General features: G+C 72.3%; 13 protein-coding genes. 4 read left to right on the top strand and 9 right to left on the bottom strand.

Going from position 1 to position 15,494, the window contains the following annotated elements:
* Positions 1-39 precede the first annotated feature (39 nt).
* The 3 genes from ACFQ46_RS20920 to ACFQ46_RS20910 all read right to left on the bottom strand — a co-directional run bounded on the left by ACFQ46_RS20920 (position 40) and on the right by ACFQ46_RS20910 (position 2,701).
* Positions 40-1,116, bottom strand: a complete 1,077-nt coding sequence (locus ACFQ46_RS20920) for a hypothetical protein (RefSeq protein WP_380261693.1) — start codon at positions 1,114-1,116, stop codon at positions 40-42.
* 117 nt (positions 1,117-1,233) lie between these two features.
* Positions 1,234-2,076, bottom strand: a complete 843-nt coding sequence (locus ACFQ46_RS20915; RefSeq protein ID WP_380261690.1) for an HpcH/HpaI aldolase/citrate lyase family protein — start codon at positions 2,074-2,076, stop codon at positions 1,234-1,236.
* Between the two features lie 64 nt (positions 2,077-2,140).
* Positions 2,141-2,701 carry a TetR/AcrR family transcriptional regulator gene (locus tag ACFQ46_RS20910; protein WP_380261688.1) on the bottom strand — a complete coding sequence of 187 codons (561 nt, stop codon included), beginning with the start codon at positions 2,699-2,701 and terminating at the stop codon, positions 2,141-2,143.
* Positions 2,702-2,785: 84 nt separating this feature from the next.
* On the opposite strand from ACFQ46_RS20910, the gene ACFQ46_RS20905 reads away from it, so the two are divergent.
* Positions 2,786-4,081 carry an MFS transporter gene (locus ACFQ46_RS20905; protein ID WP_380261686.1) on the top strand — a complete coding sequence of 432 codons (1,296 nt, stop codon included), beginning with the start codon at positions 2,786-2,788 and terminating at the stop codon, positions 4,079-4,081.
* Here ACFQ46_RS20905 and ACFQ46_RS20900 read toward each other — a convergent pair.
* The 5 genes from ACFQ46_RS20900 to ACFQ46_RS20880 all read right to left on the bottom strand — a co-directional run bounded on the left by ACFQ46_RS20900 (position 4,068) and on the right by ACFQ46_RS20880 (position 9,303).
* On the bottom strand, positions 4,068-5,423 hold the full coding sequence (locus ACFQ46_RS20900) for an 8-oxoguanine deaminase (protein ID WP_380261684.1): 1,356 nt from the start codon (positions 5,421-5,423) through the stop codon (positions 4,068-4,070). The genes ACFQ46_RS20905 and ACFQ46_RS20900 overlap by 14 nt on opposite strands.
* 109 nt (positions 5,424-5,532) lie before the next feature.
* A complete protein-coding gene (locus ACFQ46_RS20895; RefSeq protein ID WP_328293354.1) occupies positions 5,533-6,048 on the bottom strand; it encodes a DNA starvation/stationary phase protection protein in 516 nt (171 codons plus the stop codon).
* A 42-nt stretch (positions 6,049-6,090) separates the two neighbouring features.
* Entirely contained in the window at positions 6,091-6,531 is a 441-nt protein-coding gene (locus ACFQ46_RS20890; RefSeq protein WP_380261682.1) for a Fur family transcriptional regulator, read from the bottom strand.
* Positions 6,532-6,706: 175 nt separating this feature from the next.
* On the bottom strand, positions 6,707-8,749 hold the full coding sequence (locus ACFQ46_RS20885) for an MDR family MFS transporter (RefSeq protein ID WP_380261680.1): 2,043 nt from the start codon (positions 8,747-8,749) through the stop codon (positions 6,707-6,709).
* On the bottom strand, positions 8,746-9,303 hold the full coding sequence (locus ACFQ46_RS20880; RefSeq protein ID WP_380261678.1) for a MarR family winged helix-turn-helix transcriptional regulator: 558 nt from the start codon (positions 9,301-9,303) through the stop codon (positions 8,746-8,748). The genes ACFQ46_RS20885 and ACFQ46_RS20880 overlap by 4 nt, the downstream gene beginning before the upstream one ends.
* 384 nt (positions 9,304-9,687) lie before the next feature.
* Here ACFQ46_RS20880 and ACFQ46_RS20875 point away from each other — a divergent pair, with 384 nt between their 5' ends.
* From ACFQ46_RS20875 to ACFQ46_RS20865, 3 genes are all read left to right on the top strand, one after another.
* Positions 9,688-10,098: an ATP-binding protein gene (locus ACFQ46_RS20875; protein WP_380261676.1), complete on the top strand. Its 411-nt coding sequence runs from the start codon at positions 9,688-9,690 to the stop codon at positions 10,096-10,098.
* 99 nt (positions 10,099-10,197) lie between these two features.
* On the top strand, positions 10,198-12,213 hold the full coding sequence (locus tag ACFQ46_RS20870) for a cytochrome c oxidase assembly protein (protein WP_380261674.1): 2,016 nt from the start codon (positions 10,198-10,200) through the stop codon (positions 12,211-12,213).
* Positions 12,214-12,295: 82 nt separating this feature from the next.
* Complete coding sequence (locus ACFQ46_RS20865; protein WP_328293348.1) at positions 12,296-13,681, top strand: ATP-dependent 6-phosphofructokinase; 1,386 nt, start codon at positions 12,296-12,298, stop codon at positions 13,679-13,681.
* Between the two features lie 33 nt (positions 13,682-13,714).
* Here the strand turns inward: ACFQ46_RS20865 and ACFQ46_RS20860 are convergent, their stop codons facing one another.
* Complete coding sequence (locus ACFQ46_RS20860) at positions 13,715-15,454, bottom strand: DNA polymerase (RefSeq protein ID WP_380261672.1); 1,740 nt, start codon at positions 15,452-15,454, stop codon at positions 13,715-13,717.
* Between the last annotated feature and the right edge of the window lie 40 nt (positions 15,455-15,494).

Below are 15,494 nucleotides of genomic sequence, written 5' to 3'. Positions count from 1 at the left end.
TTGCTGCTGAAGATCATGGCGAGACGACCTGGCCGCAGCTCAGCGGGCGGTCACCGAGACGTCGATCGGGCCTCCGGTGAGGGGCACCGAGTCGCTGTACTCGTCCCAGGTGTAGGCGACGCCGATCAGGTAGGTCCTGCCCTTGGTGAGCCGCACGGGGGTGTCGCAGTCCCAGGGGTCGTCGTTCGTGACGAGCCGGGTGCTGCCGTCGCTGCGCAGTTCGAGGATCCCCGACCGCAGGCCCACCCCGCCGTCGGTGTTGCCCGCGGTCCAGTTCGTCGACGGGGACACGGAGACGACGGGCGCCGGACCGGTCTTCGTCGGGCGGTAGCGGTACCAGGCCGTGCCGGCCTTGACGGGGTTGATGGCTGAGAGCAGGCAGTGCTCGTAGTCGATCAGGTCGGGACCGTCCGCGTCGGCGAGGGAGGTGTCCACGTGGGACGTGAACGGCAGGGCCGGGACGGGCTGGGCGTCGATCACCTCGTCGTTGGCCGGTGGCGCGGAGGCCGCCGGGACGATGGTCGTGACGAGGTCGAACGGGCTGTAGGGCGAGTAGCCGTAGGGCACGGTGGTGAAGCCCACCACGTCCACGGGGCGGCTGGCCCGGGGCAGCGTCTGTCCCGTGCAGGCCAGCACCTCCCCGCTCCAGTGGTCGACGACGGCCGAACCGGTGGGGAACTGGTCGATCCCGCGCGGGTACCAGACCCCGTCGACGACGACCCGCAGCGAGCCGGTCACCTTCTTGCCGACGGAGTACCACTGCGGTGCGGAGATCGGGTTCCCGCCGTTGCAGGCCGCGCTCACGGCGGCGTTCGCCCGGACCGTCCCCCGGCCCCCGTCCCCGTTGCCGTCCTCGTCGCCGTGACCGGTGAAGGGCAGGGACCGCACAGTCTTCAGGGTGGGTCGGGCGCCGGCGTCCAGCGCGTTCGCCGAGGTGGCGAGCGCGGTCGTCGAGCCCGCGGCGAGCGCGAGGGTGGCCAGGCCGTAGGCGGTGCGTCGCAGCACGGTCGCGGGGGCAGCGGTGGCCCGTCCTCGGGCGGCGCCCGCGCGTCCGACGGTCCGTGCCGTCCCCGCGAGCACCGCCCGCCAGGAGCGTCGCTGCCGTCCGTGCGTCATCGTTGTGACCATCTGTTCTCCCTGGACGACGCTCAGTAGTATCCAGGGTAGAAACTACGCCGTCCGGGTGGAGCGTGCGCTGGTTCGTTCAGATTCCCCGTGCACCTGCCGACGGGCTCAGAGCGGCTGGATCCCGAAGGCGTCGGCGAGTTCCTGGATGCGCCGGGCCCGGCCGAGGCGCGGGAGGTCGGACCCGTCGCGGACGACCCCGCCGCTCTTCTCGAAGTTCTCGATGAAGTCGCGGGCCCAGGTGGCGTCGGAGACGTTGGGGCTCATGACCTCGTTGATGACGTTGGACTGCTCGGCGTCGAGGCAGAGCTTGCCCATCATCCCCATCGCGACCCCGACCGAGGAGGCCTCGCGCAGCTCGGGGTGGCCGCCGCCCGTGGTCGGGCCGTCGATCGGTCCGGGGAGCTTGCCGATCGCGCTGGCGATGACGAGACGGCTGCGGGGGTAGGCCATCGCGAGGTCCTCGGCGCTGGCACCGGTGTCGCGGCGGTAGTCCCCGGAGCCGAAGGCGAGACGGAAGGTCCCTCGGGCGCAGGCGATCTCGCGGGCCTCCTCGATGCCGAGGGCCGATTCGCACAGCGCGACGACGGGGGTCTGACCGCCCAGGGCGTGGTAGGTCGCCTCGACCTGCTCACCGGCCTCGGTCTTGGCCAGCATCACGCCCAGCAGGTTGGGGACACCCTTGAGGGCGTCGACGTCGTCGCGCCAGTGCGGCGTCGTCACGTCGTTGATCCGGACGAAGGCCTCTCCGCCGTCGCTCAGCCAGCGGACGGCGTCGTCCCGGGCGGAGTCCTTGTGGCTCGGGTCGACGGCGTCCTCGAGGTCGAGCACGACCTGGTCGGCCCGGGAGGCGGCGGCCACGTCGAACAGCTCGGTCCGGGTGGCGTTGACGAGCAACCACGTGCGCGCGTAGCGGGGCTCGACGATGTGCACCTTGCGTTCTGCGGTCATGGGCACCGACGGTAGCGCCGACGCGCCGCCCGGTCCGTCCTCGCGCCCGTTCGAGTGGCCAGTCTCACGCCCAGGCGGTGAGGAGGTGCGTCGTGAGGGCGTCGAGGTCGGGGCCACGGCCGGTGGTGAGGACGGAGTAGACGAGCGGACCGACCAGTTCGGCGACGTGGAGGTCGTCGGTGAGGCGGTCCCGTCCCAGGTGCGCGCCGACCCGTTCCAGGCAGGCCCGGGCGCTCGGGGCCAGGATGTCGGCGCGCGCGACGAGGTCGCGGACCCTCGTGTCGTGCTGCGTCTCCCCGAGCAGGACGCGGTAGCAGGCGCCGGCGTGGGAGTGCAGCAGGAACGCCTCCAGCAGGCGCAGGTACCCGTGCACCTCGCGGTGGGCGTCGGGTTGCGGGGCCGTCGCCAGTTCCTCGCGGGCGTCGTCCACGCAGGCCTCGAGGAGGATCTCGGCCGTCGTCGACCACCACCGGTACACCGTCTGGCGCCCGACCCCCGCCCGTTCGGCGATCCCCTTCATCGTCACCCCGGCGTAGCCGACCTCGACGAGGAGGTCGTCGACGGCGCGCAGGACGGCGTGGCGCGCGGACTCGCTGCGCGGGCGGCCTACGGGTCCGGTGGTCATCCCCCGACCATACCGGTACACCGTGTCTCGGAATGGTGGTAGTTTGCCGAGGCACTGACCCACCGTCGAGAGGAGGGCCCGCCCGTGTGCGCCGGCTGCGGAAACCCCACCCACGTCCCGGAACCCGTCGCCGCCGGGCCCGCGCCCGTCCGGCGGTTCGCCGCCCTGCGCAACCGGGACTGCGGCCCCTACCTCGTCGGCGGGATGCTGTCGATGATGGCCGACAACGTCGAGCACGTCATCACCTACTGGGTGCTCTGGCAGCAGTTCCACTCCCCGGCGCTGACGGGTTTCCAGGTCATCAGCCACTGGACGCCGTTCCTGCTGCTCTCGGTGTGGTTCGGCGGACTGGCCGACCGCTACGACTGCCGGCGGGTGATCCAGGTGGCCCAGTTGCTGTTCATGGCCGTCTCGATCTCCTGGGGCGTCCTGTTCGTGACCGACCACCTCAGCATCCCCGCCGCCTGCGTCCTCCTGGTGCTGCACGGGACGGCGGGTTCGCTCTGGCGACCGGCGGAGCAGATGATGCTGCAGGACTTCGTCGGGCGTGACGAACTCCCCAGCGCCGTGCGGATGAACTCCACGTTCCAGGGGCTCGGCGTGCTGCTGGGCCCGGTCGCCGGGTCGGCGCTGCTCGTCGGGTTCGGACCCGAGACGGGGATCCTCGTCAACGCTCTGATCTACCTGCCGCTCACGGTCTTCCTGTTGCGCACGAGGTTCACCGGCCACACCCGTTCGGGGATCGTCGCGCGCGAACGCATCGGTGCGCTCGGTGCCCTGCGCTCGGCCCGGCAGGTGATGCGCGACCCGGAGATCGCCGGCGCGATCGCCGTCGCCGGTCTCACCTCGCTGTTCCTCGGCTCCGCGCTGCAGACGGTCATGCCCGAGTTCGCCGAGCAGTTCGGGACGGGAACCGCCGACACCGCCTACGGGGTCCTGCTGTTCGCCAACGGCCTCGGTGGGGTCGTGGGCGGGATCGTCCTGGAGGCCACCGGCTGGGTCCGCCCGAACCTCGCGGCGGCCGTCGTCTCGACGTTCCTGTTCGGTGCTGCCGTCGCGGCGTTCGCGGTCAGCGGGAACCTCCCGCTCGCCGTGGCGGTCCTGGTCGTCGGCGGCCTGGCCAACATCGTGTCGGTCTCGGTGACCCAGACGATCGTCCAGCTCAAGGCCGATCCGGCGGTGCGGGGCCGGACCGTCGGCGTCTACTCGATGGCCTCGGGCGGGTTGCGGGTCGGCGGCGGTTTCACCGTCGGACTGCTCGGCGCGGTCGTCGGCGTGCACACCTCGGTGTTCGCCAGCGGGGTGGCGCTCGCCCTCGGGGCGGTGGCCGCCGGTCTCCTGGTGGCGCGGAGCCGGCGGCCGGTGGTCAACGCCGGCTGAGGACGCGGCGGCGGGCGGCGACGAGGTCGGCGACGGCCTGCTCCTGCGAGGTGGTGCGCAGTTCACCGTCCTCGACGACGACCCGGCCCTCCACGGTCGACAACGCCAACGGCGGGGTCGGGCCGATGACCAGCGCGACGACGGGGTCGTCGAGGTCGGCGTGACCGAGGCCGCGCAGGTCCCAGAGAGCGAGGTCGGCGCGCTTGCCGACCTCGAGGGAACCGATCTCCTCCTGCCGTCCGAGGCAGGTGGCGCCCCCGATCGTGGCGGCGCGCAACGCGTCCCGGGCGCTCATGGTGTCGGGGCCGCCGCGCAGGCGGGCGGTGTAGACCATCTGGCGCAGCTCGTCGGCGAGGCTGCCCTGCTCGCTGGACGCGGCGCCGTCGACGCCCAGGCCGACGGTCACGCCCGCGGCGAGGAGGTCGCGGGTGCGGGCCATCCCCGCGCCGAGGCGGGCGTTGGAACTCGGGCAGTGCGCCACCGAACTCCCCGTCCGGGCCAGCGTCGCGATGTCGGAGTCGGAGAGGTGGACGCAGTGCGCGAGCCAGACGTCCGGCCCGAGCCACCCGAGGTCCTCGAGCACCTCGACCGGACGGGCGCCGAAGGTGCGGGCGCAGAACTCCTCCTCGTCGTCGGTCTCGGCGAGGTGCGTGTGCCGGCGGATCCCGAGTTCCGCTGCCTGCGCGGCCGTCTGCCGCAACAGGTCCGGGGTGACCGAGAACGGTGAGCACGGAGCCGCCCCGATGCGGACCATCGATCCCGCCGAGGTGTCGTGGTGGCGGGCCACCGCGTCGGCCGTCGCGGTCAGCACGGTGTCGATCGTCTCGACGACGGAGTCGGGCGGCAGACCGCCGGCGGAGTTCCCCAGGTCCATCGACCCGCGGGTGGGGGAGAAGCGCAGCCCCACCGTGCGGGCGGCCTCGATGCTCGCGGCGAGCTGGTCGCCGCCGTCGTGGGGGTGCAGGTAGTGGTGGTCCATCGACGTGGTGCAGCCGGTGAGGGCCAACCGCGCGAGGCCGGCGCGCGCCGCGGCCTCGACGTCGGTCGCGTCCAGGCGCGCCCAGATCGGGTAGAGCGTCGTGAGCCAGTCGAAGAGCCCGCTGTCGACGGCGAAACCCCGCGTCGCCCACTGGTAGAGGTGGTGGTGGGTGTTGACGAAGCCCGGGGTCACCAGGTGGCCCCGGGCGTCCACGACGCGGTCGGCGGTCGTCCCGGCCGGAGGCTCGCCCGCACCGACCGCGGCGATCACCCCGTCGCGGACGAGGACGTACCCCTGGGGGTGTTCGGTCCCGGCGGCGTCCACCGTCACGACGGCGGCCCCGGTGATGAGCAGGCTCGGCATGGTGCCGATCCTGCCCCACCGGGGCTGTGTCGTCTCAGCCCCACCGGGGCTGTGTCGTCTCAGCCCCACCGGGGCTGTGTCGTCTCAGCCCCACCGGGGCTGTCGTCGTTCAGCGACGACGCGGCGCCCGGTTCTCCGAACCGATCAGCCAGGCCTGCTTCTCGAGGCCGAGGATGAAACCGTGCAGCAGGTCGGCGGTCGAGGGGTCCTCGGCGTCGATCGGGTCGTGCACGCGGCGGATGGTGTCGATGGTGCGTCGCGTCATCGCGACGATCGCCTCGACAGCGGCGGAGGTGGAGATCTCGTCGGCGCCGAAGTCGCCGATGCTGGTGGTGCTCGCGACGGTGCCCGGGCGGGCGTCGGGGATGCCACCGACGGCGCGCATGCGCTCGGCCGCGTCGTCCGCGTAGGTGCGGGCGGCGTCGATCAGCTCGTCGAGCTGCAGGTGCAGGTCGCGGAAGTTCGCGCCGACGATGTTCCAGTGGGCCTGCTTGCCCTGCAGGTGCAGTGCGGTGAGGTCGACGAGGACCTCCTGCAGGCCGCTGTTCAGACGCGAGCTGGCGTTGAAGCCCGCGACCTTCTCCTGGGTGAGGCCGGCGGTCTTGACGTCGTCGACGGTGGTCACGGTGTCCTCCTGGGTTTCGGTGGGGTCAGCGGGTCGGGCGGGTCAGCGTGTCGTGGTGGGAGCGCAGTTGACGCACAACCCCGACCAGGTGATGTCGGCGTGCTCGACGACCGCGAAGTCCGGGGTCGACGCCGGGGTCAGGCAGGTGGCCCGCCCGGTCGCGCAGGCGACGTCGGAGACGGCACCGCACTCGCGGCAGACGATGTGGTGGTGGTTGTCGTCCACCTTCGTCTCGTAGCGCGGGGCGGACCCGACGGGCTGGATGCTGCGGAGGACACCCGTGCGGGTCAGGTCCTCCAGCACGTTGTGGAGGCTCTGGCGGGACATGCCGGCTCCCGCCTCCCCGAGCAGTTCCGCCACACCCGCGGCGGTCTGGTGCGGGTGGTCCTCCAGGACCTGCAGGACGGTGCGGCGGGGTGCGGTGCTGCGCAGGCCTGCGGTGCGCAGCAGCTCCTCGGTCGCGGTGTCGTCCAGCGGGCTCATGACGACGAACATACCTCTTCTTTTGCTTTTGTCAAAATAAGGTGAGCCTACGCATGGCAAGGGAAGGCTGTCTTCCGTGACGAGGGGGAACGCAGGACGGCCCCGGAACGCGGGTGCGTTCCGGGGCCGTCCTGCGTCAGGTCAGCGCGTCAGGTCGGCGCGTCAGGTCAGCGCGTCAGTTCTGCGCACCCAGCTGTTCGCGCGCCGGTTCGACGGCCTCCTCGGGGGCACCCGCGTGGCGACCCCGGGGAGCCGAGGCCTCCTCACCGAGGGCGGCCTCGATCGAGGACTCGTCGAGTCCGAGTTCGCGGAGGTTCTCCACGGCGGTGTCGAACGCGGCCTCGCGGCGTCCCGCCTCGAGGGCGAGTTCCTCCATGGCGAGCTGCGCGGCCTTCGCCTGCTGCACACCGCTGCGGATGCGTTCGGCCAGTTCTCCCGGTGCCATCCCGTCCACGGCAGCGACCGTACCGGCGGAGGAGGGAGAGCCGCCAGTGGACGGCGCCTTCCCCTGCGCGGTGAGGGCCATCGCCTCGGTGGGGGCGCCGGCTGCCTCGACGGGGGCCGCGGCGGCACCCTCCGGGCCGGGGCCGGCCGGAGCCGCACCGGGTGCGCCCCGCAGCGGGAGCGCCGGCAGGAAGAGCACGGTGATGAAGCCGAGCAGCATGACGCACGCCGCGACGAGGTAGATGAGGCTCGTCGAGTCGGTGAAACCGACCTTGAACGGGTGGGTCACCGCGTCGGGCAGCGTCGAGAGGATCGACGTGTTGTCCGTCGCCTTGGCCAGCGTCGCCTGCAGTCCGGGCTGGTCGAGCTTCGCCTGCGCGAGCCCGGCCTGGAAGGCCGGCGTCGGGCCGGCCTTGGCGTACTCGTCGGCGATGTGGCCGCCGAGCGAGGAGAACAGGATCGACAGGAACACCGCGGTACCGAGGGTCCCGCCCATCTGGCGGAAGAACGTCACGGAACTCGTGGCGACACCGATCTCGGTGCGGGCGGCGGCGTTCTGCACGGCCAGGATGATCGGCTGCATGTTGCCGCCGAGGCCCCAGCCCATGAGCAGCATGCAGATCATGGTCTGCCAGATCGGGGTGTCCGCGTTGACGCGGGAGAACCCGAACAGCGCGATGACCATGAGGCCCGTGCCGATGACCGGCAGGAACTTGTACTTCCCGGTCCGGGCGATGACCTTCCCGGAGATCATGCTGGCCGACATGATGCCCAGGACGATCGGCAGCATCTGCAGACCGCCCTCCGTCGGGGTGGAGCCCTTGACGACCTGCAGGTACTGCGGCAGGACGGCGAAACCACCGAACATGCCCATGCCGAGGATCAGGCTGCTGAGGCTGCCCACGAAGAACGTGCGACCGCGGAACATGCGCAGCGGGAGCAGCGCCTCCTCGCCGTAGGCGCGTTCGGCGAGGATGAAACCGATGAGACCGACGAGGCCGACGGCGTAGCAGGCGATGGAACCGGCGCTGAACCAGCCCCAGGTGCGGCCCTGCTCGGCCACGAGCAGCAGCGGCACGAGGCACATGATCAGGGTGAGCGCACCCGGCCAGTCGATGCGGTGCTTGGTGGAACGCTTGGGCAGCTTGAGGTTCTTCAGGACCACGGTCAGGGCCAGGGCGCCCAGCGGCACGTTGATCCAGAAGATCCAGCGCCACCCGGTGAGGCCGAGGATCGTCGACTGACCGGAGAGGAAACCGCCGGCGATGGGGCCCAGCACGCTCGAGGTGCCGAAGACCATCATGAAGTAGGCCTGGTAGCGCGCACGCTCACGGGCCGGGACGATGTCGGCGATGATCGTCAGCGCGAGCGACATCAGACCGCCGGCGCCGAGACCCTGCAGGGCGCGGAAGCCGGCGAGCTCGTACATCGAGGTCGAGATGCCGCAGAGCGCGGAACCCACGACGAAGATGACGATGGCGGCGATGAAGAACGGCCGCCGTCCGTACATGTCCGACAACTTGCCGTAGAGCGGCGTGGAGATCGTCGACGTGATGAGGAACGCCGTCGTGGCCCAGGCCTGCAGCGAGAACCCGTCGAGGTCGTCGGCGATGGTGCGGATCGCGGTCGAGACGATCGTCTGGTCGAGCGCACCGAGGAACATGCCCAGCAGCAACCCGTAGAGGATCGCCAGGATCTGCCGGTGCGTGAGCACCGGCATCTCCGGAGCCGAGGGGGAGTGCGCCGGTGACGAACCGGCGGTCGTGTTGCTCATGCGTTCTCCTGGGCGGCGGGGGTGGAGGTGGGGCGGAGGCATTCGGGGTGGGCCCCTTCGAGGCCGTCCACGAACCGGGCGAGCAGGCTGGTGAACACCGTGAGCTCGCGGGCGTCGAAACCGTCGACGGCCGCCGCGAGCTGCTCGTGGCGGCGCTGCTTCATGGTCGCGACGACGTCGTGGCCGGCGTCGGTGACCGCGAGCAGGCTGGCGCGACGGTCGTCGGGGTCGGGGAGCTTGCGGAGCAGGTCGCGCTTGACCAGCTCGCCGGTCTGGCGGCTCGTCGTGGACGGGTCCGTGCCGAGGCGTTCGGCGAGGGCGCTGACCCGCAGGGGTCCGGCGTCGGCGAGCACGAAGAGGACGACGTGCATCGCACGTTCCACCTCCGACTGCCCGCGCGCCATCCGGGCCTTGAGGGAGTGCAGGGCACGCACCTGGCGGCTGACCTCGTCGGAGAGCGCGGCGAGCTGCTGCTCGTGCGTGGGCACCGGCGTCGCGGGGGTCGGCTGCGGCAGTGCAGTGCTGGTGCGGGGAGGCTCGGTGGTCGTGGTCACCGCCGTGCGCTCCGGGTGGGAGAGGTCATGCGTGGGCTCCAGGGAGGTGGGCTGACGTTACCGGTGCGCCCCGCCGCTCACTGGCTGTACTCACTGGGTGTAACGGTGAGTGCGGGCGGGACGAAGTACCACCCGGGAGATGACCGCCCAGACGGTGTCTGCGAGGTCATCGGACGCGGTGGTCGGATCCTTGACTGCTACATGCAACTACAAACAAGTTACCAGCCGCAAGCACGTATCGGGGGGTACAGCGTGGTGATGGATCAACAGGCCCGGTCCGGGTCCTCGCACGGACTCCTGCACGTACCGACGCGACGGACTACGCCGTTCGAGCGACGCTGCGCTACGGTGCTTGGTAACCCTACGTATCGGGAGAGTCACGGAGTGTCGTTCACGGACTGGTCGCACGAGACGACGCTGGCGCCCGTCCCGATGTCCTCGCGCGCGGCCCGGCACTTCGTCGCCGACTGGTGCATCGCGGAGGGGATCTTCGGGGACGTCGTCGACACGCTGCTGCTGCTGACCGCGGAACTCGTCACCAACGCCGTCCTGCACGGCCGCAGCGAGGTCGTCCTGCGCGTCGGGCACGCCGGGTCGCACGTCCGCGTCGGCGTCGGCGACGAGAACACCCGCCTCCCGCAGCGCCGCGACGTCGACCCCGAAGCCCTCAACGGCCGCGGCATGGCCCTGGTCGAAGCGCTCTCCGACGCCCACGGCGTCGACGTCGAGAGCTACGGCAAGACCGTCTGGTTCGACGTCGCGACCGCCGTCGCCCCCGTCCGCGCCAGCGCCTGACCCTCCGGGTCCCCGCCGGCGAGCCCCTCGTCGGCCGGTGTGACCGAGGACGCCCCGGACGGGGCGGCGATCCCCAGGGTGACGACCTACCCTGGCCACGTGGCCGCACCTACCCGCCCGGCCCGCAGCGCAACCCCGATCACCGGCGCCCTGCTGACCTCGGCAGCCGTCCTCCTCGCCGCGCTCGCGGTCCTGCTCACCGCCCTCGCCCTCGGCGGCGGACTCGCCGTCCCCGCCCTCGGTGACCCGGGAGCCCTCGTCCGCTACGGGCTGCCGATCGCGCGCACCGTCCACGACCTGTCCGCGGCGCTCGCCGTCGGCGGGTTCGCGGTGGCGACGTTCCTGCTCCCGCAACCCAGCGACGCCTTCACCCGCGCCGTGCGGATCGGCGGGGTCGCCGCCGGGGTGTGGGCCGTGGCCGCGCTCCTCGTCCTGGTCCTCACGGCCATGGACATCATCGGCGCGGCCCCCGGGGGCTCGGACTTCGGCGCGCAGTTCGCGCAGTTCGCCCAGTCGATCGACCTCGGACGCGCCCTGCTGGTCACGACCGTCCTCGCCGCCGTCGCCGCGACGATCGGAGCCGCCGCGACCGGGCCCACCGGCGCCGCCTGGGGGACGGCGGTGAGCGTGATCGCGCTCCTCCCGCTCTCCCTGTCCGGGCACGCGTCGGGGTCGTCCTCGCACGAGACCGCCGTCAGCTCACTGGCCATGCACCTCATCGGCGTGACCCTCTGGGTGGGGGGACTGGGGGCCGTGCTCCTCGTCGCACCCCTGACCGGTCGTTCCGCCGGGCCCGCGAAGGGGCGCCGTGCCGTCGACCTGACCACCCTCGCCACCCGGTACTCCACCGTCGCCCTGTGGTGCTTCGCGGCCGTCGCCCTGTCCGGGGTCCTCAACGCCTCGGTCCGCCTCGGCGGCTGGTCCGGACTGGACTCGGCCTACGGCGCGCTCGTCGTCGGCAAGGTCGTCGCCCTCGTCGGGCTCGGCGCGTTCGGGGTCTGGCACCGCCGCCGCACGATCCCGCTGCTCGCCGAGCGGCCCCGGGCCTTCCTCCGCATCGCCGCCGGCGAACTCGTCCTGATGGGCGCCGCGACGGGCCTCGGCGTCGCGCTGAGCCGCAGCCCCACCCCCGTCCCGGACAGCGACCCCAGCTCCTCGGCCGCCGCGACGCTGCTCGGTGAGCCCGTCCCGCCGGCGTTCACCATCGTGCGCTGGTTCACCCGGACCAGCCCGGACCTGCTGTGGCTGACCATCGGCGGCCTGCTGCTGGTCGGCTACCTCGTCGGGGTCCGGCGGCTGCGCCGGCGCGGCGACGGCTGGCCCGTGGGCCGGACGATCTGGTGGGTGCTCGGCTGCCTCGCGCTGCTCTTCGTCACCAACGGGGGCCCGGCCGCCTACGGCCGGATCAGCTTCAGCACGCACATGATGCAGCACATGCTGCTGACGATGGCGGTGCCGCCGATGCTCGTCCTCGGAGCCCCCGTCACGCTCGCGATGCGGGTGCTGCCCGCCCGTCGCGACCACTCCCGCGGCGCACGCGAGTGGCTGCTCGTGGTCGTCCACTCGCGCTACTTCGCGATCCTGGGGCACCCGCTGGTGGCGGCCGTGCTCTTCGCCGGGTCGATCATCGTCTTCTACTTCTCGCCGCTCTTCGAGCTCGCGCTGCGCACCCACGTCGGGCACGAGCTGATGATGGTCCACTTCCTGAGCACGGGGTACCTCTTCGCCTCCGTGCTCATCGGCGTGGACCCCGGCCCGCAGCGGCCCGCCTACCCGCTGCGGCTCATCCTGCTGCTGGCGACCATGGCCTTCCACGCCTTCTTCGGCGTCTCGCTGATGGTGGGCACGACGCTGCTCGCACCGGACTGGTTCGCCCACATCACCCCGACCGCGAACCTGCTCGCCAAGCAGCAGGAGGGCGGCGACATCGCCTGGGGCATCGGCGAGTTCCCGACCCTGCTGCTGGTGCTCGGGGTGGCCATCGGCTGGTCCCGCTCGGACACCCGCGAGAACCGCCGCAGCGACCGCAAGGCCGCCCGCGACGGTGACGCCGAGCTCAACGACTACAACGCGATGCTGCAGCGCCTCGCCGACCGGAAGGAACCCCACTCCTGAGGGACCCCGCCGTGACGGGAGTCACGACGGGTGCCCGATGATGGAACCTCGACGTCGTCGCCAGGAAAGGACCAGCGCAGCCATGGCTGAGCCCATCGACAGTCCCGCGCGTCGTGAGCCGATCGACTTCACCGTCGAGGCGCTCGGACCGCGCACCGTCGACTCCCCGCTCGCCCCCCGCCTCCAGGCCCGGCGCACGACGCACCACTACATCGAGGAGACCGACCGCGTCCTCTTCGACGACACCCTCTCCAAGGTGTCCCGTCGCGACGGGGACCTCGAGGACCTGCCCAGCCTCGAACCCACCGGGCCGCGGAAGAAGATCTTCTTCGACCCCTCCAAGACCCGCGTCGGGATCGTCACCTGCGGTGGGCTCTGCCCGGGCATCAACAACGTCATCCGCGGCCTGGTCTCCGAACTCACCACCCACTACGGCGTCCGCCGGATCCACGGGTTCAAGAACGGCTACCAGGGCTTCATCCCCCGCTACGGCCACGACGTCGTCGACCTGACGCCCGAGTCGGTGGGCAACATCGACGGCGAGGGCGGCACGATCCTCGGGACCTCCCGCGGCCAGCAGGACGCCGTCGAGGTCGTCGACTGCCTCGAGCGCATGGGCATCTCGATCCTCTTCGTCATCGGCGGCGACGGCACCATGCGCGGCGCCCAGAAGATCTCCGCCGAGATCAAGGAACGCGACCTCAAGATCGCGATCGTCGGCATCCCGAAGACGATCGACAACGACATCCCCTTCATCGACCAGAGCTTCGGCTTCCAGTCGGCCTTCAGCGAGGCCACCCGGTCGATCCGCTCGGCGAAGGTCGAGGCGCGGACGGCGCCCAACGGCGTCAGCATCGTCAAGCTCATGGGGCGCCACTCGGGCTTCATCGCCTGCTACGCCGCACTCGCCCAGAACGACGCCGACTTCGTGCTGATCCCCGAGGTGCCGTTCAGCCTCGAGGGCCCCGGCGGGTTCCTCGAGAAGCTCCGCGAGAAGGTCGCGACCCAGGGCCACGCCCTCGTCGTCGCCGCGGAGGGTGCCGGGCAGGAGCTCTTCGACGACGACGGCCTCAAGGACGCGTCGGGCAACAAGAAGCTCCAGGACGTCGGCCGACTGCTGCGCCAGGCCATCACCGACGACTTCGCCAAGCACGACCTCGAGCTGAACATGCGCTACATCGACCCGAGCTACGTCATCCGCAGCGTCCCCGCGAACCCCTACGACAGCGTCTACTGCATCCGCCTCGCGCACGCCGCGGTCCACGCCGCGATGGCCGGCCGGACGAACATGGTGGTCGGCCGCTGGCGCCGGCGTTTCGTGCACATCCCGATCGCCCTCGCCGTCTCGGCCCGCAACCAGGTCGACCCGCACGGCGACCTGTGGTGGTCGGTGCTGGAGGCGACGGGTCAGCCGTGGTCCTTCGGTGAGTTCGCCGCCGAGCACGTCAGCGCCTTCGGCGGCCAGTGACCGCACCCCGGTCCCGGGCGGGGTCGGGGTGTCCTACTTCGCCTCCGACCACCGCCTGACGATCGAGACGTCGGCGACGAAGCGCACCCCGCTGCCCGCCGACCAGCGGGCGGCGGTCTGGTCCAGGGCGGCGGTCAGGAGCTCCGCGGCCTGCTGGGCCTCGGCCTCCGGGACGTGCAGCAGCAGTTCGTCGTGCAGGCACAGCACGATCCGTCCCCCGGTGCCGGACAACCCGGCCCGGACCGTCGCCGCCCACGCCTTGAACAGTTCCGCGGCGGCACCCTGGACGACGGCGTTGCGGGCGAACCGCCCCCGGGCGGCGATCGCGGCCCCCGCGTCGCCGCCGTCGGCGATCTCGTACATCCGCACCCGCCGCCCGCCGTAGGTCCTGACGTCCTGCCCCTGGCGGCCGGCCTCCTCCGCCGCGCGCAGGTAACCCAGCGCGCTCGGGTAGGCGCGGTCCATCCGCTTCAGGGCCTCGCCCGCGGCCCCGGAGGTCTGCCCGTACATCGCGGCCAGGACGGCGACCTTGGCCGTGGGGCGGTCCACGGCGAGCGCGGCGGCGACGGGGGCGTAGAGGTCGTCGGCCTGCGTCGCGGCGACGAAGCCCGGGTCGTGCGAGACGGCCGCGAGGACCCGGGGTTCCACCTGCCCGAGGTCCGCCCGGACGAGGACGTGTCCCCGCTCGGCCGCGACGGCGGGGCGGAGTTCCGCCGGCAGGTTGTGCAGACCGGCCTGTGCCGTCATCCGCCCGGCCGCCGCGTCGGCCGAGGACCACTCGCCCCGCAACCGGCCGTCCGGGCCGACGTGCTCGTCCAGCCAGCGGTAGCCGTACGTCGTCGCCAGCCGCTCGCCCTTGCGCCACGACAGGAGGGCCGCGATCCCCGGGTGGGCGTCACGCAGCCGTTCCAGCCGCCAGGCCCGGGTGTCGGTGACGTCGAAGCCCAGACTGCGCAGCCCCGAGAGCACCTGGGCGGGGTTGCGCAGGTCGATCTCCCCGAGGTGTTCGCGGACGGGTGCGTCGCGCAGGGCGCGCAACCGCTGCTCGTCACCGGGGGAGGAGGGACGTGGACCCACGGCGTCCGCGACGATCGCCTCGGCGGTGCTCCGGTCCAGCGGCAACCCGGTCCGCGACAGTTCCACGGCCAGCACGGCCGCCGCCGACTCCGCGAACCCCGTCTGGACCGCCAGGGGTGGCCCACCCGGGGTGACCCGCCCGTCGGGCCGGGTGGCGAGGACCCGGGACTGCGCCGCCGCGACGGCCAGCGCCAGCTCGGCCCAGCGCGCGGCCCGCTCCAGCCGCAGCGGCAGGTCGACGTCGAAGGCCGACCCCTCGGCCCAGGTGGGCGACACCTGGCCGTCCTCGCGGACCGGTTCGTCGTCGGCCCCCGCCCCGTCGAGGTCGAGGAGACCGGTGCCGTGGGCGGCGAGGGGCCGCCGCGAGGGTGGTGGGGGAACGGGACGGTCGTGCGCGCCCGCCCAGACGGCGCCCGCGTCCTCGCGCGCGCCGCCGAACGCGAGCCGGTGCACCGCGGCGAGGTCGTGGCACCGGGCCAGGTGCACCGGAGCGACCCGGCCCAGCGCGGCGGACGCCGACCACCACGTCCAGCGGGGGGCGAACTCCGCCTCCAACGCGCGCAGCAGGTCGGCGGGCTCGGTGGTGGCCACGGCCCAGCGGTGGCCACCCGCGGCCAGCCCGAGACCGCCGGGCACGACGACGAGTCCCAGCTCCGGCACCCGGCCCAGAGCACGCAGGTCAGCCGTCACGTCCACCCGGACAGTCTGTCCGTCCCCTCCGACACCGCCGGAGGGG

Origin of the sequence: Kineococcus sp. GCM10028916 (genome assembly GCF_042674865.1) — a bacterium.
In the GTDB taxonomy this organism is placed as follows: domain Bacteria; phylum Actinomycetota; class Actinomycetes; order Actinomycetales; family Kineococcaceae; genus Kineococcus.
Note: the sequence above shows the minus strand (reverse complement) of the source record. Positions and strands in the feature narration are given on the sequence as shown.

Bases quoted from the DNA above. Each gene is read 5' to 3' on its own strand.
- ACFQ46_RS20890 (WP_380261682.1), bottom strand. From the start codon at position 6,531: ATGAGCCCGCTGGACGACACCGCGACCGAGGAGCTGCTGCGCACCGCA.
- ACFQ46_RS20915 (WP_380261690.1), bottom strand. From the start codon at position 2,076: ATGACCGCAGAACGCAAGGTGCACATCGTCGAGCCCCGCTACGCGCGC.
- ACFQ46_RS20900 (WP_380261684.1), bottom strand. From the start codon at position 5,423: ATGCCGAGCCTGCTCATCACCGGGGCCGCCGTCGTGACGGTGGACGCC.
- ACFQ46_RS20910 (WP_380261688.1), bottom strand. From the start codon at position 2,701: ATGACCACCGGACCCGTAGGCCGCCCGCGCAGCGAGTCCGCGCGCCAC.
- ACFQ46_RS20885 (WP_380261680.1), bottom strand. From the start codon at position 8,749: ATGAGCAACACGACCGCCGGTTCGTCACCGGCGCACTCCCCCTCGGCT.
- ACFQ46_RS20865 (WP_328293348.1), top strand. From the start codon at position 12,296: ATGGCTGAGCCCATCGACAGTCCCGCGCGTCGTGAGCCGATCGACTTC.
- ACFQ46_RS20920 (WP_380261693.1), bottom strand. From the start codon at position 1,116: ATGACGCACGGACGGCAGCGACGCTCCTGGCGGGCGGTGCTCGCGGGG.